The following is a 21,785-nucleotide window of genomic DNA, read 5'->3' on the forward strand; positions in this document are numbered from 1 at the left end:
ATACTACATGCTAAAGTTATTTTATATATTTTGTCTGCTAATATTTCCGCAACTTATCCTTGCCCAGGAACAGGTAGAAAATAAGGATGTGAAGGTGGGTTTGGTCTTGAGCGGGGGCGGGGCAAAAGGATTGGCCCATATAGGTGCTTTAAAGGTTATTGAGGAGGCAGGGGTTAAAATAGATTATATAGCGGGCACCAGTATGGGTGCTATTATTGGGGCACTGTATGCCTCAGGATATTCCGCCAAGGAATTGGACTCTATTTTTAAAAGCACGGATTTTGAATCATTGATTCAGGACAATGTGCCTAGAAGCGCCAAAACATTTTACGAGAAAGAAGATTCTGAAAGATATGCATTAACACTTCCGTTCAATAGGTTTAAGATTTCCATTCCCCAAGCCATTTCCGGCGGGCAAAGTATCTATAACGAATTTGTAAGACTGTTATACCATGTTAGGGGAGTTAATGATTTTAGTAAACTTAAAATCCCATTTGTATGTGTGGCGACGGATGTCGAAACTGGGGACGAGGTGTTGTTGAACAAAGGTTATTTACCCGAGGCAATATTGGCAAGTGGTACATTTCCATCCTTATTTAGGCCAGTAGAAATTAACGGGAGAGTACTGATAGATGGTGGAGTAGTAAATAATTATCCTATTAGGGAATTAAAAAAGATGGGCGCTGATATTGTCATTGGAGTAGATGTACAACATGGACTATCGGATAGGGAATCTCTGCTGAGTGCTACTGAGATATTGCTACAGATCAATAATTATAGAACGGTGAGGGATATGCAAAAAAAATCTACTGAAACCGATATTTATATTACTCCGGATATCAGGGGTTATTCCGTGATAGATTTTGACATGGGAAAGGCAATAATAGATAAGGGGGAAGAAGCGGCTAGATTGCATTTTGGGGAATTATTAAAAGTTGCTGAGGTGCCCAATGTTCAAAGACAAAAGATTATGGCCGCTAAGATAAAGGATACCTTGTTGATTAATGAATTGATGATAAATGGCAATTTTAATTATTCCAGGGCATACATCAAGGGTAAACTTAGGTTTAACGTGGATGATAAGGTGACCTTTGAAAAACTTCAACAAGGAATAAACAATTTGTCTGCCACCGGCAATTTTAGGTCAATTAAGTACGAATTGCACAATAATGGTCATGGGGTAGGTTTGTTGTTAAATGTTAAGGAGAATCCGGATAAAATGTTAATTCGATTAGGGGTTCATTTTGATGATCTTTACAAAAGTGCGGGAATTGTAAATTTAACCCGAAAGAATTTTTTAATGGATGATGATGTAGCCTCTATCGATTTTATTATAGGGGACAATCTTCGGTACAATTTGGAATATTATGTAGATAAAGGATTCTATTGGAGCTTCGGGATTAATTCTCGGTTCGATGATTTTAACAAGGAAATAGATTTTGATTTGATAAAATCCAATTTTGATGTCGAAAGTAATTCCAATATTAGAAAAATAAACTTGAGTGCAACTGATCTAACCAATCAGGTGTATCTACAAACGGTTATAGAGGAAGAATTCGCTTTTACAATAGGTCTGGAACATAAATTATTGAAGTATAGCACTAAAACCTTAGGGCAATTGGATACCATCGCCAATCCCACTACTACAGGGAATAATAGGACTTATTTTGAAAAAAGTAACTATTACAGTACCTACGGGCAGCTTACCTTTGATACTTATGATGATGTTTATTTTCCGACCAAAGGGTTATTTTTTGACGGTGACTTTCATTTTTATGTGTTATCGACCGACTTTAACGATAATTTCAAAGAATTTTCTATCGGCAAGGCCAGGATGGGAGGGGCATTTTCCTTGGGAAAAAATCTATCCTTAAACCTGGAAACCGAAGGTGGTTTTAAGTGGGGCATTTCTCCAGTTACATCACTCGATTTTGTACTGGGGGGTTATGGGAATCATTTGATAAACAATTTTACCCCGTTTTACGGATATGATTTTTTAAGTTTGGTAGGGAACAGTTATGTAAAGGCCTATTCTAGATTGGATTATGAGTTTGTTCCCAAGAATCATATGTTGTTGGCAGCAAATTTTGCCAATGTAGGGGATGATCTATTTAGAACGGCAGATTGGTTTAAGGCACCGGAGTATTCTGGTTATGCACTTGGATATGGACTTGAATCTTTTATAGGACCCATTCAGGTGTTTTATTCCTATTCTCCTGAAATTAAGGAGAACCATTTTTATTTTAGTATTGGCTATTGGTTTTAGACTTGCTTAGGAAAGCATTTTGTCAAATCAAAATGGGAGGGTCTTAACAGTGAATGCAAAGATTTATTACGATATTTGTTAGATAAGATTTTGATTATGCTACAATTTAGGATTGATATTACTGCCCATCTTAGGGCAATGTGGTAAGTTATAGCAACGTATTGGTTATCTGAGCTTTGGCTTGTTAGATAGCAGCAACTTTCATTTTTTTTAGCTATGTGTTTAGCTATATATGTTTCACATCAATTCAAAAGTCTTTTACTATGTCAACAAAGGATAAAACATCTTTAAAATTAACAAAGAAAAATTTGGAAGCTGAGGATTTTCTTCCGCTTTTGGGTACCGATTTTGTAGAACTGTATGTTGGTAATGCCAAACAGGCCGCATATTATTACATGGCGGCTTGGGGATTTCAGCCTTTGGCTTATGCCGGTTTGGAAACTGGTCTAAAAGATCGTGTTTCCTATGTAATACAACAGGATAAAATTAGATTGGTATTAACTTCTCCCTTAAAACCTGGAGGCGACATCAATAGACATATAGATTCTCACGGTGATGGGGTAAAAGTGATAGCATTGTGGGTAGATGATGCTAGGGAGAGTTATGTGGAAACAATGAAACGTGGGGCGGAAAGTTATTTCGAACCTAGGGCCAAAAGAGATGTGGATGGTGAGGTGGTCTTATCCGGTATCCATACCTATGGGGAAACAGTACATGTATTTGTAGAGCGCAAGAACTATGAGGGGACCTTTATGCCAGGATATAGGTCTTGGAAGCCTTTTTATAAACCTGCTGATGTGGGTTTAAAATATATAGACCACATAGTGGGCAATGTAGGCTGGAACGAAATGAACAAATGGTGTCAATTTTACGCCAAAGTAATGGGATTTGCCCAGTTGGTCTCGTTTGACGATAAAGACATATCAACAGAGTATACGGCTTTAATGAGCAAGGTTATGAGTAATGGGAATGGCAGAATTAAATTCCCGATCAATGAACCGGCAGACGGTAGAAAGAAATCCCAAATTGAGGAGTATATAGAATTTTATAATGGGGCTGGGGTACAACACATGGCAATGGCAACCGATAATATTATAGAAACAGTAACTGCACTTAAAAATAGGGGAGTGGAGTTCTTGACCGTGCCTTCCAGTTATTATGAGGATGTTTTGGATAGGGTTGGTACTATAGATGAAGATTTAGCACCCTTGAGTGAGTTGGGGATACTAATAGATCGGGATGATGAGGGGTATTTGCTACAAATCTTTACCAAGCCTATTTTGGATAGGCCTACGATGTTTATTGAAATTATTCAGAGGAAGGGTGCAAAATCTTTTGGAAAGGGAAATTTTAAGGCTTTGTTTGAAGCAATTGAGCGGGAACAAGAGTCTCGAGGAACGTTATAGAAAGGGCTTTTTCTTAACTTTTTGCCAATTTTGTGCACCTAATTATTAAATAGTGTTAATAGAATCGTTAAAGTAAGTTAAATCTTATTTTTAAAGCAAATCATGTATTAAATTTGTCCTTGTAAGGGGTGGTTCCCTTACAACTTTAAGTATTGGTTTTTCATAATTTAAAGTTTGGTTGGTTATTTAGGAAAAGCCCAGTTTTGCGACTGGGCTTTTTTTTGTGGATTTTTTTTGGAACAAATTTTGTTTAAGTAATATCAAATAAAAGAATGGTAAAATCGTTTTTATTAATTTTACGGTAGTAACGAGGTGTTGTTTAGACTTTTGCAAATTATTGATCTTGGCGAAAAGGCTTAATAAACCTGCTACTGTTGTTAGTCAGAAGATACTTTTGATCCATACTTAACAGATGAATTTAGAGAGATGAAAAAAATTTGCATTATACTAGTTTTAATTTTTGGATTTACGATCAATTCCCAAGTTCAGCAATTGGAAAATGATGGAGGTGTTCATTTGCCTGATGATTCAGAAAATACATCGGCCTTTAAAATAGGGGAATGGTTAAAGTTTAGGATTCATTATGGATTCCTGAATGCCAGTTACGCTACACTTCAGGTAAAATCCCATAATTTGGATGGAATTCCAGTCTATCATGTGGTAGGAAATGGTAAAACCACTGGTTTTGCCAGTATATTCTTTAAGGTAGACGACACTTATGAAAGTTATTTTGATAAAAGTGATGGCCGGCCCTATAAATTTATTAGAAAAATTGATGAAGGCGGATACACCAAGGATATTGAGGTTAATTTTGACCACAAAAAGGATATTGCTGTACTAAACGATAAAAAAAACGATAAAAAGTTTAATTTTACCATTCAAGAAGGTATTCAGGATTTGGTTTCGGCCTTTTATTTTCTCCGTAACAACTACAAAGTTGAAGATTTGGTGGAAGGAGAGTCGATTAATTTAAATCTCTTGTACGACGACGACGGGGTATTTAAGTTTAAACTTAAATATATGGGAGTGGAGGTTCTTAGGACAAAATATGGTAAGGTCGAATGTTTAAAGTTTAGACCTTATGTACAATCTGGAAGAGTATTCAAGGAGCAGGAAAGTTTGTCGCTTTGGGTTTCCAATGACGGTAACAGAATACCTGTTAGAATACAAGCCGATTTAAGTGTGGGGTCTATAAAAGCGGATTTAGATGGCTACAACGGACTCAAGCATCAATTTAAAATAATAATGGATTAAAATGAATAAAGAGCATATTGATTCCCAGATTTCCAAACTAGAAGAAAAATACAAGGATTCTGGGCAAGACCTAAGCTCTTATTTGGATGGTCTTCTTTATCAGCGATATCTTACCTATTGGGATTACATTCATTTAGATACCTTGTTAAGTATACAGGTGCCTAGAACACATTTCCCGGACGAGGAGATATTTATAATGTACCATCAAATTACCGAATTGTATTTTAAACTTATCCTCCATGAACAAAAGCAAATTGTGGATGATAAAACCCAAGATGTAGACTTTTTTATCGAAAAAGCAAATCGCATTAATAGTTATTACCAAGTCTTGATTTCTTCGTTTAGTGTAATGATCAAGGGCATGCAACGGGAACAGTTTATGCAGTACAGAATGGCATTGCTTCCAGCCAGTGGATTTCAATCTGCACAATATAGAATGATAGAGCTTTATGCCACTCCATTGGAGAATTTGGTGGTCTTCTCGGAAAGGGATAACTTCTCATCCGAAAATAGTATTGAAGATTTATACGAACACATTTATTGGAAAAAAGGGGCTACAGATGTTGTTACAGGAGAGAAAACACTTACTCTAAAGCAATTTGAATATCGTTATACACCAAGATTGATAAGAATTGCCAATCAAGTGAATAACAGTACCATTTATCATAAATACCAACAATTACCACAGAAAAGTAAGGATAATAAAACCCTAGTTGAAGCGTTAAAAGCTTTAGATATTAATGCCAACGTGAATTGGCCTTTAATGCACATGGGGTCTGCATATCGTTACCTAACTAAGGACAATGCACAGATCGATGCCACTGGCGGAACAAATTGGAAGGAATATTTGCCTCCAAATTTCCAGAAAGTTGTATTTTTTCCGGAACTATATACAAAACAAGAGTTAAATAATTGGGGAAAACAATGGGTAGACCATATCTTTAACCCAGAAAAAGTATAGAATAACAATGCAAAAATATTGGGGCCTAGTTTTAAGTTTAGTTTTTATTATTTCCTGTAAGGAGGATAAACCTGTAAATCAAGATATAGCAGAGGTGGTAACTATAGAAAAGCCAGTTGTTGTTGAAGAGTTTGGGTTTAATATGGACGATTTTGAGGTCTTGCGGGATACGGTTAAGAATGGGGATAGCTTTGGAGAGTTAATGCTGAGAAATAGCGTAGATTATCCCAAAATTGCTAGAGTTTCAGAACAATTCAGGGACACTTTTGATGTTAGAAAAATAGTGGTGGGTAAACCTTATCTAATTTTAAAGTCCAAGGATACGGTCAATAATGCCCAAGTATTTATATATCAGAATGATCCTATCAACTATACTGTGGTAGATTTTAGGGACAGTGTAATTGCTTATAAGAAAAAGCAAAAGGTAAAATATGTGGAGCGCGAAGCTTCGGGTGTTATTGAATCTTCTTTGTCCGAAGCTATTTTGCAACAGGGTATAGATTACAACGTTACTAACAATTTGTCCGAAATTTACGCATGGACCATTGATTTCTTTAGGCTTCAGAAGGGGGATAGATTTAAGGTAATCTATAAGGAAAAGTATATCAACGATACCATTTATGCAGGAGCTAGCGGGATTGAGGCCGCTTATTTTGAACATAATGGAGAGCCCTTTTACGCCTTTAATTTTGTGGCGGATTCTACAAAAAACATCAATGATTATTATGACGATCAAGCTAAAAACCTAAGACGCACCTTTTTACAATCCCCGGTGCAGTTTAGTAGAATTTCCTCTAGGTACAATTTAAATAGAAGAATTGCCTATTATGGTTACAAGGTAAGGGCACATAAGGGAACGGATTATGCTGCTCCCATTGGAACTCCTATTTTGGCTACTGCCAACGGCACCGTAGTAGAATCTACGAGAAGAGGGGGTAATGGTAAATATGTTAAGATTCAGCACAATGGTACTTATAGCACCCAGTATCTTCATATGAAGAACCAGAAGGTGAAGAAAGGAGAATTTGTGAAACAGGGAGATGTAATTGGTTGGATTGGGATGACAGGTAATACTGGAGGTCCTCATGTATGTTATAGGTTTTGGAAAAACGGTCATCAAGTAGATCCTCTTAGAGAAAAATTACCAGCCGCCGAGCCCATTGCCGATAGCCTAAAAACAGAATACTTGGATTTTGTAGGGCCAAGGAAAAGTCAATTGGATTGTATTGAATATATTGAATTACCAGAAGAAGATTTGCTAACTCTCAACGAATAAAATGGCCTTACAGAACACTGACCCAACAAAAACAGAAGCTTGGAAAAAACTTTCACAACATTTTAAAGAGAATACCAACATAACCTTAAAGGACTTGTTTGCGCAGGATTCTGATCGGGCAAAAAAACACAGTATTCGTTGGAACGACTTTCTGGTCGACTATTCTAAGAATAGGATTACCCAAGAAACCTTGGAACTTCTTTTGCAATTGGCCAATGAAGTTGGATTAAAAGACGCTATCCATAAGCAGTTTAATGGGGAAATTATAAATAATACAGAGGGTAGAGAGGTACTCCACACGGCCCTAAGGGCAAAGGAATCTGATATAATAAAAGTAGACGGGATAAACATTGTCCCAGAAATTTATGAGGTTAAGAAAAAGATAAAGTCATTTACCGATTCTGTAATATCTGGCGCTAAAAAGGGCTACACGGGAAAGACCTTTACCGATGTGGTGAATATTGGTATTGGTGGGTCAGACCTTGGACCTGCCATGGTAGTAGAGGCCTTAAAATTTTATGGTAACCATTTAAGAATGCATTTTGTTAGCAATGTAGATGGGGATCATGTTTACGAAACACTGAAAGGGTTGGATCCAGAAACAACATTGTTTGTTGTTGTTTCAAAGACCTTTACCACACAGGAAACCCTGAGCAATGCAACTACTATTAAGAAGTGGTTCCTGAAGCACGCTACCCAAAAGGATGTAGCCAAGCATTTCGCAGCGGTATCTACTAATACAGAGAAAATATCCGAATTTGGAATTGTGCCGGAGAATGTATTCCCTATGTGGGATTGGGTCGGTGGTAGGTTTTCATTATGGAGCGCCGTTGGACTCTCTATTGCACTGGCAGTGGGGTACAAAAATTTTGATAATATGTTACTCGGAGCCAATGAAATGGATCAGCATTTTAAGACGGCCAATTTTTCCGAGAACATTCCTGTTATATTAGCACTTATTAGTGTTTGGTACAATAATTTTTATGGTGCGGAGACCGAGGCCATTATTCCTTATACCCAGTATTTAAGTAGGTTTTCGGCCTATTTACAACAGGGCATCATGGAGAGCAATGGTAAAAGCGTAGATAGGAACGGAAATAAGGTAACCTATGAAACGGGCACCATAATTTGGGGAGAGCCAGGAACAAATTCACAGCATGCTTTTTTTCAATTAATCCATCAAGGAACCAAAGTAATACCGACCGATTTTATTGGATTTAAGGAATCGTTACATGGAGACAAAGACCACCACAATAAGTTAATGGCCAACTTCTTTGCCCAGTCAGAGGCGCTGATGAATGGCAAAACCTCGGATGAGGTTAGAAAAGAGTTGGAGGATAAAAAGGTACCGGAAAAAGATATTGCTGAAATTTTACCTTTCAAGGTTTTTGAAGGGAACAAACCTACCAATACGGTTTTTATAGATAAATTAACCCCCAAGAGCTTAGGATCACTTATAGCAATGTATGAGCACAAGATCTTCGTCCAAGGGATTATATGGAATATTTATAGTTATGATCAATGGGGTGTGGAGCTGGGCAAACAATTGGCTACTGCCATTTTGAACGACATTGAGGGATCCACCGTTGCGAATCATGATGCTTCTACGTTAAATCTTTTAGATTTATTTAAGAAATAAAAGGCAATTTTACCATTTCCATACAAACGGTATTAACATGCTGTTTTTCAGGGTTTTTATAAGTTTTAATGTTAAATTTGTGCCAACTAATTTAACATTATGATAATATATTGTTGCAAAATTTACTACACTTTTGCAGCAATTATTAAAACTAATTAACTCTTTGAAAAATGAAAAAAATGTACTTTGTTATTGCCGCATTTTTGTTGACGGCAGCTGGTTATGCTCAGGAAACTATTACTGGTTCTGTAGTGGATGGTGATTTTGGAGATCCCCTACCGGGAGCTAATATTTTGGTTCAAGGGACCACAAACGGGGTTGCCGCAGACTTTGATGGTAACTTTACCATAGACGTAGCCCAAGCTTCGGGAACTTTAGTTATCTCCTATATTGGATTTATTAGTAAGAAAGTAAATTTCACCTCAGTAGGCAATATTGGGACCATATCCTTAAAACCTGACGCTCAGGAATTGGAAGGAGTGGTAATAGTTGGTTCGGGTATTATAGATTTGGCAGATGATAGAGAAACGCCGATCGCGGTATCGACCATTAAGGCCAATGAAATTAGGGAAAAAACTGGTAACTGGGATTTGCCAGAGGTTTTAAAGTCGACCCCTTCCGTGCAAAATATTAAAGGAGGAGGTTTTGGAGATGGTCAAATGTTCTTACGGGGATTTGATCAGACCAATACGGCATTCTTATTAAACGGTCAGCCCATTAACGGTATAGAAGACGGTAAAATGTACTGGTCCAACTGGTCTGGAGTATTGGATATTGCTAACGCCGTACAAGTACAAAGGGGATTGGGTTCTTCTAAATTGGCAATTTCTTCGGTTGGTGGTACAGTAAACATTGTTACTAAGACTGTAGATAAGCGTGAAGGTGGCTTTTTTCAGACTATGGTTGCTAATGACAATTATATTAAGACTACTGGATATTATTCAACAGGGTTAATGGAAAATGGATTAGCTGTTTCAGCTATGTTGGGACATTGGCAAGGTGATGGTTATGTAGATAATACAGGAGGTCAGGGACAAACCTATTTCCTGTCTTTTGGATATGTGCCGAACGAAAAAAATATCTTCAATTTTATATTAACAGGCGCACCACAATGGCATGCAGCTGCTGGGTCCGATGACTTAAGGACTTTCTTGGATAATGGTAGAAAGTATAATTCATGGAATTTTGATAATGTAAATAGCCCTAATAGATTAAATGGTGGTGCTTATCCTGGCGGTAGAAATATCTACCACAAGCCGGTAGCCAACATAAGCTGGGATTTAACCTTTGATGATACTGCATCCTTGTCAACAGTATTGTACGGTTCTCTCGGTAGAGGTAGTTTTGCGCAATTGATTACAGATAGAAATACTGGGGAGGCCCTTTACGCTAGAGGGTCAAATAATAATCACAACTGGTCTGGTCTGGTATCCAACTTTAATAAAAAGATAAACGAAAATCTTAATTTTAACCTTGGAGCAGATGTTCGTTTGTACAAAGGAATCCACTTTAGGGATGTAAGGGAATTTATTGGAGCTAATTCTGTTTCTACTTCTAGTAACTACAATGGAGGAGCATACGAACTTACCAATTCTTATGGAGGTATTAATCCGTGGAATGTTACTTTTAATCCTAATGATGATCATTCACAAAGATTTGGTTATGACTATGAGGAGGTAATCAATTATGCTGGTGTATTTGGCCAACTGGAGTATTCCAACGATGCTTTTTCCGCATTCTTTCAAGGGTCGGCTTCTACCCAAAGCCATGTTAGAACGGAATTTTTGAATGCGGCCAACGAAGGACAGGCAGACGAATCTGAAAAAGTCAACAATCCTGGTTTTAACGTTAAAGGAGGTGCAGCTTATAGCCTTTCTGAGCAAAACATACTCTTTGTAAATGCTGGTTATTATTCACGTCAGCCATATCACAGTGATTTATATGTTGACGACAGAAATTCCAATCAACTCAATCCTTTGAGCAAGGAAAATCAGAAAATTACCGGTCTTGAGGGAGGATATAAATTTTTGGGTGATGTTATCTCTGCCAATTTGAATGTTTACTACACCATTTGGGACAATAGAATAGTTTACAGTTCAAATGATACGGATGATGATAATATCGTGGATGAATTTACACAATCCAGCCCATTAAAGCAGGTACACTCAGGGGTGGAATTGGAAGTATTTGCTCGTCCTGCAGACGGATTGAATTTTCAAGGCTTTGTGTCCGTGGGGGATTGGAAGTACGACGGAGACGTTACAACAACCACTTCGGATGAAAATGGAAATATATTATCCACCGGGGATGCAAGTTATATTGATGGAGTAAAGATTGGTCAGGCAGCACAATTTACGGCTGGAATCAGTGGTAATTATGAAATTTTTCCAAGATTAAAAGTGGACGCTAACTGGAATTTATACGATAATCTTTATGGAACAACTAATTTTGGCGATTCGGAATTTAGAAGTCAGGATAATAGGGGTGCTATTAAATTACCATCGTACAACACAATTGATACTGGACTGTCCTATAGATTATTGGTAGGGAAAGAGGATAATAGATCCATTCAGTTCCGTCTGAATATAAATAACCTTCTTGATGAAGAGTATTTGGAGAGTTCTCAGGATAACGTTCATGTTGAAGCAGGAGATGACGTTTGGAACGGAGTAAATACAGATAACCGTGTAAGGTTTGGTTATGGAAGAACTTGGAACGTTAGCATGCGCTATAATTTCTAATAAAATAACAGTTCAAAAATTAAAGACCCTGCTAAACAGCGGGGTTTTTTTATTCCCAAAATTCATTACATTTATAAATTAAAACAAAATTATGGAAGATTACGGATTAGCACATCAATGGATACTCTCCTTACACTCTTTATTTGCCTATGTGGTATTGGCCGTTTTATTTTTAGCGGTGGCCAATGGTATTTTAGGGTGGACGGGAAAAAAGGATTTTACCCTAAAAAAAGATTTTAGAATTAGCCTGTTTGCGCTTATTTTATCGCATTTACAACTCTTGGTGGGACTAGTACTCTATTTTCTGTCTTCCAATGGGCTAAATGCCATTAAAACACTAGGAATGGGCGGGTTAAACTCGGCATCCCGATTATTGGCCGTAGAACATCCTTTTATAAATATAATTGCTGTTGTGTTTATCACGGTTGGCTGGTCCAAACACAAAAAGGTTATGGAAGGTAAAAGAAAGTTTAAGACCATTACCATATTTTATGGACTGGGATTGATACTTATCTTAAGTAGAATTCCTTGGGGGCAATGGCTGAATTAAATTAATTTATTAGCATATTCGGAATGTTTCCTCGGACTCTAAATTATTTAAAAAATAGTTTGGCTAGGACAATCGAAATATTATAATCCAATATTAATCTTATCAATTTAAAAAAATGAAAAACCTTTTAGTTGTTTTTATAGCGCTATTAGCCTTACCTGCGGTTTCCCAGGAATTATCCTTGTTTAATGGAAAAGACCTTAGTGGATGGACGGTCTATGGAACCGAAAAATGGTATGTAGAGGATGGATTACTTATATCTGAAAGTGGACCGGACAAACAATACGGATATTTGGCTACAGATAAGTATTATGATGATTTTGAATTAACGCTGGAATTTAAACAGGAAGCCAATGGTAACAGTGGGGTGTTTATTCGCTCAACTATCGATGGGACTAAGGTTAGTGGCTGGCAAGTAGAGGTTGCGCCACCAGGGCACGATACTGGGGGGGTTTATGAGTCTTATGGTAGGGGTTGGCTTATTAAACCGGACCAGAAGAAAGATAAGGTACTAAAGGAGGGGGAGTGGAATACCATGAAAATTAAACTTTCTGGGAATACGTTAACTTCATGGCTCAATGGTACGGAAATGGTAACCATTACCGATGATAAAATAGGAGCAGGTAAAGGTGCCATTGCCCTACAGATCCACGATGGTGGTGGTATAAAGGTGAAATGGAGAAATATCAAAATTGCCTTACCGCAATAAACTTCTAATCTACTTCTTTAATTAGGTGGATATATACCGGAAAATGGTCACTATATCCGCCAATATAGCTCCCTCCTGCATAGGTTCGCAAGGGATAACCTTTGTATTGACCTTTTTTATCAATAAGATAGGCAGGACTATATACCCCGGCCTTCCAGAAGTGGTACTTTCCAGTAGATTTTTGAACAATATTGGCAGTGAAATAAATTTGATCAAATAGATTCCACCGGTCTCTATAGGCTAATGATCCGAGCCCCTTTTTAAAAAGCATTTCCATGGGATTATATAGGTCGTTGGGCTCTAACTCAGCTACCTTTCCTTTGGTTTTTAATATCTTCTTTAAACTATCGTCTATTGGGTCGTCATTAAAATCGCCCATACTGATAATTTTGGCTTCTGGATTAAATTTAGAAATGGAATCTATTATTTTTCTGTTTAATCTGGCGGCTTCTATTCTATTGGGTTTGCTTCTAGCTTCCCCTCCACTTCTGGAAGGCCAATGGTTAACAATGAAATGTATCTCTTCTCCATCCATAATCCCGCCAACAACCAATTGATCTCTTGTGTAATCACGGAAATCATCCCTATTAGTCAGCATTAATCGTAGACTGCTAAATGATGTTGGAAGAAAGGCTGTCTTTTTATATAAAAGGGCAACATCTATGCCTCGTTCATCAGGGGAATCAAAATGAATTATTCCGTAGTCTTTCTCCCATAGATTGGGATGATTAATGAGGTCCTTGATTACTTGAATATTTTCCAGTTCGCAAATCCCAATAATGTCTGGCGAATTTTGGGCATTAGTACTACCTATTTCAGATAGTACCTTAGACATATTGTCTATTTTTTGACTATAACGTTCCTTGGTCCAATTGTCTTTTCCAGTTGGGGTTCGGTCATCATCAAAAGTCAAGGAGTCATTGACAGTGTCGAATAAGTTCTCCAAATTGTAAAAGGCCACGGTCCTTATTTTATAGGTCTTACTTTCCTGCGCTATGGTGCCGCTAATTATAAATAGGGATACGAAAATTGTGAAAGGGACACGCATAGATTACATAATTGATGGATTATTTTAAGTATAAATATTAAATTTCTTGGAATAAATTAAGAATAAACTGTCAATTATTAATATCTTAATAACCATTTTGTTAAAATATTTCATCTTCGACAATGAAAAGCGGTTTAGCAATATCCTTTTTAATACTGCAAGGCATCTTGGGATATGCACAGGAAGATTACCGTGTGTTGGGTATTGTAAAGGATTTGCTTACTCAGGAAAATATAGTGTTTTCCGATATAGCAATTTCTGGATTCAAGCCTGTAAAACCTAATTCCGTCAATGGACAATTTAATATTTCACCAATACAAACTGGCGATTATATATTAACTATCAAGGCTCAGGATTATCTAAGCAAAAGGATGCCCATTTCCATAATGAATCAAAATTTGGATTTAGGAATTATCTACTTGGAACGCGATATCACCCAAGAAAAAACCGATAACTTAATCACATTAACGGATTCCGAATTGCTAGAGGATGAAAGAGTTTCAATGACTTCCGGCATGTTACAGGCCACTAAGGATATTTTCCTTAACCGGGCAGCCTTTGATTTTGGGCAAGCGTTTTTTCGTGTTCGTGGGTATGGATCGGAAAGTGGTAAAGTGCTTCTGAACGGTATTCCAATGAATAAATTGGCAGATGGAAGACCGCAGTGGAACAATTGGGGAGGCCTAAATGATGTAACTCGTAATCAAGTATTTAGCCATGGACTCCAGGTATCGGACTATTCCTTCGGTGGAATTTTGGGAACTACCAATATGAGTACTAGGCCTTCTACATTTAGAAAGGGCATGCGTCTATCTTCCTCAGCTTCCAATAGAACCTATGCCGGGCGACTAATGGCTACATATACTTCGGGAGTCCCTCAAAAGAATATTTATTACAGTGTTTCGGCTTCCAGAAGATGGGCCAAGGAAGGTTATATCGATGGTACTTTATATGATGCTTATTCCTTTTTTGGCGCCTTGGAATATCAATTTAATGACAAGCATAGTATTGGTCTAACCAGCATTTTCTCTTCTAATCGCCGGGGTAGGTCTTCTGCCATAACTGAAGAAATTTTTCAATTGGCAGGGAACCGGTACAATCCCTATTGGGGAAATCAAAATGGCAAAATCAGGAATGCTAGGGAAAGAAAAATTGCAGAACCTATATTTATGCTGAATCACTATTACAACTCAAAAAATTTTAATTTAAACACTGGGATATCATATCAATTCGGATATAATTCCAAAAGCAGATTGGGATATTACAATGCTCCTAATCCAGACCCAACCTATTACCGGTATTTACCAAGTTTTTATATCAATAGTCCAATAGGTGCTAATTTTATAGGAGCCAATATGGCAAGGGACGGATTCTTGGAAAACCCGCAGTTAAACTGGAACATGCTTTATAAAGCAAATAGTAGTTTATCTGTCCAAGATAAAGCGGCCTATATTGCCTATGAAGATACGGCTGAAGACCAACAATTTAATGTGGTCACAATTGGGAATTACACCATAAATGATTTCCTAAAATTAGATTTTGGGGGGCATTACACCAGTTTGGACTCGGATAATTACGCGGAAATAAACGATTTGTTAGGGGCGGAGTATTATGTAGACATGGATCCATTTTCCAATACAAAAAATGATGTTGATGGAAACCTAAATAAATCCACCGGCAATATATTCAACTATTTATACAATATTAAGGCTGGGGAATTTGATGCTTTCTCCCAATGGACTGCGACATTTCCCAAATGGGGCGGATTCTTGGCCGTAAATTATACGTCCACCAATTACCAGAGGGATGGCAAATATAAAAACGAACGATTTCTGAATACCTCATTTGGAAAGGGTGAAAAGGTGACCTTTTCCAATTTTGGCACCAAAGGTGGGTTAACCTATAAATTCAACGGACGGCATTGGGTAGTTTTAAACGCTGCTTATTTAACCAAGCCCCCAGTTTATCAGAATGTTTTTATAAACCCAAGGGAAAATAATCAGCTTGTAAATAATATTCAAAATGAAAACATCACAACCACAGATCTCAACTATTATATAAGACTTCCTAAATTAACAGGACGGGTATCCGGTTATTATACAAGATTTCAAAATACGACCGATATTAATTTTTTCTTTGTGGACGCAGGGGTAGGCAGCGATTTTGTCCAAGAGGTCCTGACAGATTTGGACAAACTTCATTTGGGTACGGAATTAGGATTGGAATATCAGCTTTCCTCGGCTGTAAAATTATCCTTGGTAGCATCGGTCGGGAAGTTTCTTTATGCTAGTGATCCTTTGGTGACCATAAACTTTGATACGGCCGGGGCAGAAGAAGATGTGCTTAATCCTATTGGTAATATAGATTTGGGCGTAGCAAAAATTAAAGATTACAAATTAGCACAAGGACCACAGAGGGCATTTGCATTTGGAGTAGAATACAGAGATCCTAAATATTGGTGGGTCGGCACCACTGCCAATTACTTGGGGAATAATTATGCCGGAATTTCTACTATTACAAGGACACACAGTTTTTATTTGGATCCAGAAACCGGCGTCCCATTTCCGAATGCAACAGACGAAAATGTAAAAGAGCTGTTGACCCAGAACAAACTGGACGATTTTTATTTGTTGAATTTGATAGGGGGTAAATCCTGGCTAAAAAATGGCAAGTATATCAGCGTATTTACAAGCATCAATAATGTTTTTGATGCCGTTTTTAGGACTGGGGGATACGAACAAAGTAGGAATGGAAATTTTGGGCAGTTACAACAAGACAATTTAAGTGGCAACCCATCATTTGCACCCAAATATTGGTATGGTTATGGACGCACCTATTTTATAAATTTCGCAATTAGTTTTTGATTTTTTAAGAGTTGAATAAGATTAAAATAGTTTGAGATTTTGCGATATAGATTGTTCCCCGCAAGTGTAAAAGGATAAATAGTACAACAATGAATTTTAGGATCAACATTCTCATATGCAGTGTGGCCCTTATGGCTTTATGTCTCCTAATGGCCTGTGTTAAGGATAAGGATTTCACGGTTCCCGAATCCAATTGTTCTTCGGGTCTTTCGGCGAATATTACTATGACAGCGCTAAAAGCACTATATGTTGATGAGGTTTTGCAGATTCAGGAAGATTGGGTTATTGAGGGTTATGTAGTATCGTCCGATGTGGCTGGCAATTTTTTCGGAACCCTTCACATACAGGATCATCCAACCAACCCCACTCGTGGCTTACAATTGGAAATTGACCTTAGGGATTCACACTTATTTTATGAAGTTGGGTCAAAAGTTTTTTTAAAAACCAAGGGACTTTATATGGGTATGAGTAAGGGGGTTATCAAGTTGGGTGGCATTTTTAGTGCCTTTGGAAACCTTTCGGTAGGGCGTCTGCCAGCGGCAATAGTAGGGCAACATCTATTTAGTACATGTGATCCAATGCAACCGCTGGAATCTACCAAAACTACTATTGATGAGCTGGACGATTCCATGCTAAGCACCTTGATTCAGCTTAACGATATGGAATTTTTATTGGACCAAGTGGGACAAGTATTTGCTGTAAAAGAGGAAGAAACCGTCAGAACGTTGACTAATTGTGAAGATTTGGAACTTGAACTTCTAAATAGCGGGTATTCAGATTTTCAGGCCAGCCTGTTGCCCGAAGGTAATGGAACCATAACTGGGGTTCTAACAAAGGATAATAGGGATTATCAATTGGTAATTAGGGATGTCTCTGATATTGCTTTTACTGCCATACGTTGTGAAGATTTGGTAGATGAATTTACATCAACAAAAATTTTTATTTCCGAATTGGCCGATCCAGATAACAATGCTGGTGCGCGGTTCGTGGAGCTTTATAATTCAGATTCTGAATTACTCGATTTAAAAGGTTGGACTTTAGTGAGATATACTAACGCTAATACAGAAGTAAGTTCTGTCATTGATTTATCCGGATTTGTGGTTCAAGGAAAAAATACCTTAGTTATTTCGCCCAATGCTTCGGAATTTGAGTTGGTATATGGCTTCCAGGCAGATCGTAGTGTTTCCACAAATAGTCCTGCAGATTCCAATGGTGATGATAATTTGGAATTGGTGGACCCTTTTGGGAAGGTAATTGATCGTTTTGGTGTTGTGGGTGAGGATGGTTCAGGTACCAACCACGAATTTGAGGATGGCAGGGCCGTAAGGCATGAGGACGTAACCACAGCCAATCCTATATTTACAATTAGTGAATGGAACATATTTAATGACACTGGGGAGGCCGGTACCGTTAATCTGCCACAAAACGCTCCAGAAGATTTTAATCCAGGAATCCGTTAATTTTCAGAGTTGCGAATATCTGACAATAATTTAACCAAATCATTTGATTTTATAGGTTTTAGGATGTAGCTGCTGACCAAACTATAGTTTTTGGCCTTAAGAATATCCCGTGGGTCTATGGAGGAACTAATAATATAAATGGTAACCTTTTCTGTATTGCTATTCGGAATCTTTATAAAATCCTCCAAAAACTCCCATCCATCCATTATGGGCATATTAAGGTCCAATAAAATAATGGCTGGTAGCGCTGTGCCCTCCTCAACCATAGTATTTAATCCGTCTATTGCATCTTGTCCATTATTGTAGATAATTATTGTATCACAAAAGTCGATTTCCTTCATTGATTTTTTAATCCCATAAATGGCTATAGGATCATCATCAATAATACAACTGCTTTCAATTTTCCCCATTATCTTAATAGTTTTAAGTTAGTGTTTAGTTTTTATGCAGCATCAAAGGTAATTTTGAAAAGGGTACCTTCGTCAACAACACTTTCCACTTCAATTTTACCGTTCATAGCCTCTATTTGGTTTTTGGTTATGAAAAGTCCAATTCCCTTGGCATCCTCATGCTTGTGAAAGGTTTTGTACATCCCAAACAATTTTTCACCATGTCTTTCTAGGTTAATTCCCAACCCATTATCCTTAAAATTCAAAACTATGGTCTTCTCAACTTTATTGGCTTGAATCGAAATTCTTGGGATTCTATTTGGGCTACTGTATTTGATACTGTTGGTAAAAAGATTTAAAAGAATACTATCTAGATAGGCATGGATTCCTTTAACCTTAATGGATTGGTCTATGGAGATATCGCATTCCACATTTTTTTGCTGTAGGAGAGCACTAATATTTTTCTCAACGTTTTTAACAATTGCGTTTAAATTCACATCTTTTAATTGACCTTTTGCTTCAGTAGTGATCTGCACAACTTCATTTAAGTGCATAACCGTTTCATCTAAGCTTTCCGAAGCATCCATTATCATTGCTTCGATCTCTTTTCTTTCGCTTTCCCCTTCCTCATCAACTAAATAGTTTGATAGCATGGAGAGATTGGATGAGTGTGACCGTAGATTGTGTGACACAATATGCGCAAAGTTTAATAAACTGTTATTTTGATTCTTGGTTAATTCCAAAAATTCCTCGGATTTCTTCTGGGCTTCGATTTTAGCTGAAATATCCATAACCTGGGAGATAAAATGGGAAAGATTTCCTTCAATATCCTTTACTGCCGTAACGGTAAGGACCACATATACGATATGTCCCTCTTTATGCAAATATCTTTTTTCCAAATGGTAACTATTTCCTTGTCCATCTAATAGTGTTTGCAAATGTTCTAAATCACTGTTAAGATCTTCTGGATGTGTAATATCTTGAAAGTTAAGTTTTAGAAGCTCCTTCCTTGAATATCCCAAGCTAATGCAGAGGCTGTCATTTACGTCCAACCAAGAGCCATCCTTTGCTACCAATGCCATTCCTACTGCCGAAGATTTGAAAGACCCCTTGAAAGATTCCTCACTTTTGTCCAATTTCAATTGGGTATTAACAAGTTGTGTAATATCCCAATTGGTGCCTACCATTTTAATAATTTTCCCATCACTATCCTTAAAAAGTCCTGCATTGGCTTTGATATGTTTAACGGAACCATCGGGATGAATAATTCTAAATTGCGTTTTAAAATCTTGAATTCCTGACAATGCCAAATCAAACTCTTTTAAGCACCTATCTAGGTCTTCTGGGTGTACAGTAGCTTTCCAGGATTCAAAATCACCCTTGAATTCTTCTCGCTTTACTCCAAATAGTGGGAACATTTGTTCGTTCCACTCCAGTTGGTCATGAAGGACATTGTATTCCCAAATTCCAATATTGGCTACTTCAGTGGCCAAATCCAACCTTTCCTTAATTTGTGCATTCTTAATCTCGGCCTTTTTCTCTTTATCTATATCTTGAAAAATTCCATAAAGCCGAACACATTTTCCTTCAACAAACTCTGGCATACCTTTGGCCCGTACCCATAGTTCTTTGCCTTTTGCCGTTATAATCTGCAATTCTGTATCCCAGGCTTCTCCGTTGGTGACAGCATTGTGGATCAACTTGGTAATATTTCCCCTGTGTTCACCTTCTTTATAAAAGTTAATTCCAGTATCCAAAGTAGGTATATAATCTAAAGGCACTTCATGTATTTCCTTAGTGATTTTGGACCAATGAATGGTATTGGTAATCATATCCAAATCCCAACCACCCATTTTGGCTACATTTTCGGCAGCTATCAGAAGTTCTTTAACACGTTTCTCAGTGGTTATGTTCGTATGGGTGATTATCAAGCCACCAATTACATCGTCTGACTGTTTCCAGGGTTTAATGTTCCATTTATACCATTGGCGACTGCCATCGGGCATGATATGCCTTTGCTCATGCACAATATTATCCTTTAATGAAATACTATTTTCTAGGACTTTTCGAAATATTGGGGAGGAATTGGGAACTACATCAAAAAAGGATTTTCCTACAATTACCTTGTCTGAGGTCATAAATGTTTGTTCCCATGAGCTGGAACAATTTATAAAACAGAGGTTGATGTCTAATGTGGCAATGGCTATAGGAGCTTCTTCTATTGAAATGGTTCGTACTAATGTGTCCAACATTATGTATTATTTAAGTGGAATTAATCATGTATTCTGTACAGAACGTAGGAATATACGTATAAATTGTAATATAGTTATGAATTGGCCAGGGATAGTATATTTTTTTGAATTATATAATGGGACTAAGGTGGACTTCAGTTTGAGATTTGCATCAAAGGGTTTAATTACTTCGCTAGACATTTGTAAATAATAAAATAAGCAATTAGGACAAAACGCCCGGCTTATAGGTAATGGACCATTTTGGATGGTATTTAGGTTAATTGGCAATAGGTTGAAATATGGGTGAAACCAATATTTCAATGAATATAAGTGATGGTTTTTTCATACATTTAACTAACAGAAATTAACTATGAACGAATTTTTCTTTAATGAAATTAGAAACGGGAACTTCGATGAGGTAAGGGCCATGTTGCAGAAAAATCCCTTACTGCTGGACAGTAAGGACCAACGGGGATCTACACCGCTTATCTTATCTACGTATTATGACCAAGAGGAAATAACCGATCTTTTATTGGAAAATGGCGCCAAAATTGATGCCAAGGACGCCTCCGGTAATACGGCCCTGATGGGCGTCTGCTTTAAAGGTTATACGGATGTTGCCAAAAGGTTGATAGACATAGGAGCGAGTATAAACGAACGTAATACTATGGGTGCTACGTGTCTTATTTATGCGGCAACATTCAATAGGGAGGAGATTGCGAAAATGCTTTTGGCCAAGGGAGTGGATACAACGATCAAGGATGTTCGCGGTCTTTCTGCTCTGGATCATGCAAAAGAACAAGGGACACAATCACTTATTACTTTACTGGAAAATTCTTGAAATAAATTTATGGATTTGCAGGGAGCCGCTCTTTTTGATATTGACAATCTGCCGGAACTATCAAAGGACAGGATTTTGGATTCACAAATTGATCAACTGTACAAACTGGCCACCATGAATCATCCGGAAATGTATTTTGATTAGGGCAAT

The 21,785-nt window shown here is 37.5% G+C and carries 16 protein-coding genes; 13 read left to right on the forward strand and 3 right to left on the reverse strand.

Going from position 1 to position 21,785, the window contains the following annotated elements:
- Window positions 1–7 precede the first annotated feature (7 nt).
- The 9 genes from CWD90_RS06950 (at window position 8) to CWD90_RS06990 (ending at window position 12,802) form a co-directional block, all read left to right on the forward strand.
- Complete coding sequence (locus CWD90_RS06950) at window positions 8–2,266, forward strand: patatin-like phospholipase family protein (RefSeq protein ID WP_103475218.1); 2,259 nt, start codon at window positions 8–10, stop codon at window positions 2,264–2,266.
- Between the two features lie 263 nt (window positions 2,267–2,529).
- On the forward strand, window positions 2,530–3,672 hold the full coding sequence (gene hppD, locus CWD90_RS06955; RefSeq protein ID WP_103475219.1) for a 4-hydroxyphenylpyruvate dioxygenase: 1,143 nt from the start codon (window positions 2,530–2,532) through the stop codon (window positions 3,670–3,672).
- A gap of 426 nt (window positions 3,673–4,098) precedes the next feature.
- Window positions 4,099–4,926 (forward strand): DUF3108 domain-containing protein, encoded by an 828-nt coding sequence (locus CWD90_RS06960; protein WP_103475220.1) that lies wholly within the window; start codon window positions 4,099–4,101, stop codon window positions 4,924–4,926.
- A 1-nt stretch (window position 4,927) separates the two neighbouring features.
- Entirely contained in the window at window positions 4,928–5,887 is a 960-nt protein-coding gene (locus CWD90_RS06965; protein ID WP_103475221.1) for a tryptophan 2,3-dioxygenase family protein, read from the forward strand.
- Between the two features lie 7 nt (window positions 5,888–5,894).
- Window positions 5,895–7,163 (forward strand): peptidoglycan DD-metalloendopeptidase family protein, encoded by a 1,269-nt coding sequence (locus tag CWD90_RS06970; RefSeq protein ID WP_103475222.1) that lies wholly within the window; start codon window positions 5,895–5,897, stop codon window positions 7,161–7,163.
- Between the two features lies 1 nt (window position 7,164).
- Window positions 7,165–8,802 carry a glucose-6-phosphate isomerase gene (gene pgi / locus CWD90_RS06975; protein WP_103475223.1) on the forward strand — a complete coding sequence of 546 codons (1,638 nt, stop codon included), beginning with the start codon at window positions 7,165–7,167 and terminating at the stop codon, window positions 8,800–8,802.
- A gap of 170 nt (window positions 8,803–8,972) precedes the next feature.
- Window positions 8,973–11,543, forward strand: a complete 2,571-nt coding sequence (locus CWD90_RS06980) for a TonB-dependent receptor (protein ID WP_103475224.1) — start codon at window positions 8,973–8,975, stop codon at window positions 11,541–11,543.
- Window positions 11,544–11,634: 91 nt separating this feature from the next.
- Window positions 11,635–12,093, forward strand: a complete 459-nt coding sequence (locus CWD90_RS06985; protein ID WP_103475225.1) for a hypothetical protein — start codon at window positions 11,635–11,637, stop codon at window positions 12,091–12,093.
- Window positions 12,094–12,208: 115 nt separating this feature from the next.
- Complete coding sequence (locus tag CWD90_RS06990) at window positions 12,209–12,802, forward strand: 3-keto-disaccharide hydrolase (protein WP_103475226.1); 594 nt, start codon at window positions 12,209–12,211, stop codon at window positions 12,800–12,802.
- A gap of 4 nt (window positions 12,803–12,806) precedes the next feature.
- On the opposite strand, the gene CWD90_RS06995 is transcribed toward CWD90_RS06990, so the two are convergent.
- Window positions 12,807–13,850 (reverse strand): endonuclease/exonuclease/phosphatase family protein, encoded by a 1,044-nt coding sequence (locus tag CWD90_RS06995; protein WP_103475227.1) that lies wholly within the window; start codon window positions 13,848–13,850, stop codon window positions 12,807–12,809.
- 122 nt (window positions 13,851–13,972) lie between these two features.
- Between CWD90_RS06995 and CWD90_RS07000 the strand changes: the two genes are divergently transcribed.
- Entirely contained in the window at window positions 13,973–16,714 is a 2,742-nt protein-coding gene (locus CWD90_RS07000; protein ID WP_103475228.1) for a TonB-dependent receptor, read from the forward strand.
- Window positions 16,715–16,803: 89 nt separating this feature from the next.
- Window positions 16,804–18,174: a DUF5689 domain-containing protein gene (locus CWD90_RS07005; protein WP_103475229.1), complete on the forward strand. Its 1,371-nt coding sequence runs from the start codon at window positions 16,804–16,806 to the stop codon at window positions 18,172–18,174.
- Here the strand turns inward: CWD90_RS07005 and CWD90_RS07010 are convergent.
- Entirely contained in the window at window positions 18,171–18,584 is a 414-nt protein-coding gene (locus tag CWD90_RS07010) for a response regulator (protein ID WP_103475230.1), read from the reverse strand. The genes CWD90_RS07005 and CWD90_RS07010 overlap by 4 nt on opposite strands.
- A 32-nt stretch (window positions 18,585–18,616) precedes the next feature.
- On the reverse strand, window positions 18,617–20,815 hold the full coding sequence (locus tag CWD90_RS07015) for a PAS domain-containing sensor histidine kinase (RefSeq protein WP_103475231.1): 2,199 nt from the start codon (window positions 20,813–20,815) through the stop codon (window positions 18,617–18,619).
- Window positions 20,816–21,164: 349 nt separating this feature from the next.
- Between CWD90_RS07015 and CWD90_RS07020 the strand changes: the two genes are divergently transcribed.
- The gene (locus tag CWD90_RS07020) at window positions 21,165–21,635 is read left to right on the forward strand and encodes an ankyrin repeat domain-containing protein (protein WP_103475232.1); all 471 of its coding nucleotides are present in this window, start codon (window positions 21,165–21,167) and stop codon (window positions 21,633–21,635) included.
- A 9-nt stretch (window positions 21,636–21,644) separates the two neighbouring features.
- Window positions 21,645–21,779, forward strand: coding sequence for an NUDIX hydrolase (locus CWD90_RS23575; protein ID WP_262494945.1), 135 nt, complete (start codon window positions 21,645–21,647; stop codon window positions 21,777–21,779).
- The last annotated feature ends 6 nt before the right edge of the window (window positions 21,780–21,785 follow it).

The organism is Arenibacter catalasegens (assembly GCF_002909235.1).
Lineage (GTDB): Bacteria > Bacteroidota > Bacteroidia > Flavobacteriales > Flavobacteriaceae > Arenibacter > Arenibacter catalasegens.

Excerpts from the sequence above, each read along its gene's own strand:
- CWD90_RS07000 (WP_103475228.1), top strand. The coding sequence starts at position 13,973 with ATGAAAAGCGGTTTAGCAATATCCTTTTTAATACTGCAAGGCATCTTG.
- CWD90_RS07010 (WP_103475230.1), bottom strand. The coding sequence starts at position 18,584 with ATGGGGAAAATTGAAAGCAGTTGTATTATTGATGATGATCCTATAGCC.
- CWD90_RS07005 (WP_103475229.1), top strand. The coding sequence starts at position 16,804 with ATGAATTTTAGGATCAACATTCTCATATGCAGTGTGGCCCTTATGGCT.
- CWD90_RS06970 (WP_103475222.1), top strand. The coding sequence starts at position 5,895 with ATGCAAAAATATTGGGGCCTAGTTTTAAGTTTAGTTTTTATTATTTCC.
- CWD90_RS07015 (WP_103475231.1), bottom strand. The coding sequence starts at position 20,815 with ATGTTGGACACATTAGTACGAACCATTTCAATAGAAGAAGCTCCTATA.
- hppD (WP_103475219.1), top strand. The coding sequence starts at position 2,530 with ATGTCAACAAAGGATAAAACATCTTTAAAATTAACAAAGAAAAATTTG.
- CWD90_RS06990 (WP_103475226.1), top strand. The coding sequence starts at position 12,209 with ATGAAAAACCTTTTAGTTGTTTTTATAGCGCTATTAGCCTTACCTGCG.
- CWD90_RS06965 (WP_103475221.1), top strand. The coding sequence starts at position 4,928 with ATGAATAAAGAGCATATTGATTCCCAGATTTCCAAACTAGAAGAAAAA.
- CWD90_RS06960 (WP_103475220.1), top strand. The coding sequence starts at position 4,099 with ATGAAAAAAATTTGCATTATACTAGTTTTAATTTTTGGATTTACGATC.
- CWD90_RS23575 (WP_262494945.1), top strand. The coding sequence starts at position 21,645 with ATGGATTTGCAGGGAGCCGCTCTTTTTGATATTGACAATCTGCCGGAA.
- CWD90_RS06950 (WP_103475218.1), top strand. The coding sequence starts at position 8 with ATGCTAAAGTTATTTTATATATTTTGTCTGCTAATATTTCCGCAACTT.
- CWD90_RS06985 (WP_103475225.1), top strand. The coding sequence starts at position 11,635 with ATGGAAGATTACGGATTAGCACATCAATGGATACTCTCCTTACACTCT.
- pgi (WP_103475223.1), top strand. The coding sequence starts at position 7,165 with ATGGCCTTACAGAACACTGACCCAACAAAAACAGAAGCTTGGAAAAAA.
- CWD90_RS06980 (WP_103475224.1), top strand. The coding sequence starts at position 8,973 with ATGAAAAAAATGTACTTTGTTATTGCCGCATTTTTGTTGACGGCAGCT.
- CWD90_RS07020 (WP_103475232.1), top strand. The coding sequence starts at position 21,165 with ATGAACGAATTTTTCTTTAATGAAATTAGAAACGGGAACTTCGATGAG.
- CWD90_RS06995 (WP_103475227.1), bottom strand. The coding sequence starts at position 13,850 with ATGCGTGTCCCTTTCACAATTTTCGTATCCCTATTTATAATTAGCGGC.